1 protein-coding gene is annotated in these 1,434 nt (G+C 58.4%); it reads left to right on the forward strand.

Annotated features, from left to right (window positions below):
* Positions 1–472 precede the first annotated feature (472 nt).
* Positions 473–1,434: Tar ligand binding domain-containing protein (locus tag GJV78_RS22595; RefSeq protein ID WP_155110298.1), on the forward strand; the 962-nt coding region annotated here is incomplete at its 3' end.

Below are 1,434 nucleotides of genomic sequence, written 5' to 3' on the forward strand. Positions count from 1 at the left end.
GTGCAGCGCTTCCGCCTTGGGCAGGAAGCGTCCGCTCCCGGTTCGCTAAAAGCAGTGGAGCCTCAGGCTAAGCCAGCCGCCGGGCCGGAGGAGAAGTGGGTCGCTTTCTGAACGGCTAAATGAGAAAGCCTGCCTGTTTTTAAGGCCGTTCGCTCCGCGGAAGTTTATCTACGGGAAAAGGTATCGTGAAGACAGGAGCAAAGGCCGCAGGCGTCTTTCAACGACGCCTGCTTGTAAAAGGCGTGGGCCAACGCCGGGTGGCGTCAGCGCCCAGGCTCCCTGAAATCCAGGGCGGAAGATGGCAAAAGGGAACGGCCAGCGGGAGTCGATGTGCGGCCATTAACGGCAGACAGGCCGCCCGAAGCGGCGGCTAACTCCCATAAAAAATCAAAAAATAGCGTATATATTTTTTCTTTCCTGCCGATAACAGCATAAGCCTTCTCATTGAATAGTTATAAAGTAGGGATTACTTATGCGATTTTTAAAGGACTACACCATCCGGGCTGTGCTGCTGACAATACTGGGTCTCTTTTGTGTTCTGTGGACGGGCGTGGGGTCATATAGCCTCAACGCCCTGGCAAAGATTGCGGGTGGTAACGATCTCGACCGTCACCTCGTTCGCCAGATGACGGTGCTCAGCCAGGGGAACGATCAATATTTTCGCTTTATTACCCATCTTAACAACGCGATGATTGAGAAGCTTGATGGGGGAACGCCCGACTTCACGTTGGCGCAGCAGGCGCTGACTAACATGGCTAATAAGCTGGAAGAGATGAAAAAACTCTCCCCCGGCTCGATGGATCCGGAGATCGTGGATGCCGTGCTGACCAACTGGCAGACGCTGCTCGACAGAGGGGTTACTCCTCATCTGCGCATAGCGCAGCAGGGGACGCTCAGCGAGTGGAAATCTCATGCTAAAAACGTTACCTCCCCGCTGAGTGCGGCCACCGGTGCCAGCATGGTGCGCTTTAACCGCGCGGCGGACGCGATGCTGGACAGCACCCGGGTGGCGGTGGACGAGCGGACGCTGATCGTACGCAACCTGATTATCGCCGCTGTGATTCTGGGGATTGTGATCCTGTTCCTGACCGACCGCTATCTGGTGGCGATAATGGTAAAACCGCTGGCGCGTATTCGTCAGCAGTTCCGTCAGATTGCGCAGGGCGATCTCAGCCAGCCCCTTGAGGATATCGGCCGCAACTGCGTCGGCCAGCTGGTGCCGCTGCTGCGTGCCATGCAGGAGAGCCTGCGGGAGGCGGTGGGCGCGATTCGCCAGGGCAGCGACAGCATCTGGCGCGGGGCAACGGAGATCTCCGGCGGCAATAACGATCTCTCCTCGCGTACGGAAGAGCAGGCGGCGGCGCTGGGGGAGACGGCCGCCAGCATGGAGCAACTGACCTCCACGGTGAAGCTGAACGCCGACCACGCGCGCCA

This window comes from Intestinirhabdus alba, from assembly GCF_009711095.1.
Lineage (GTDB): Bacteria > Pseudomonadota > Gammaproteobacteria > Enterobacterales > Enterobacteriaceae > Intestinirhabdus > Intestinirhabdus alba.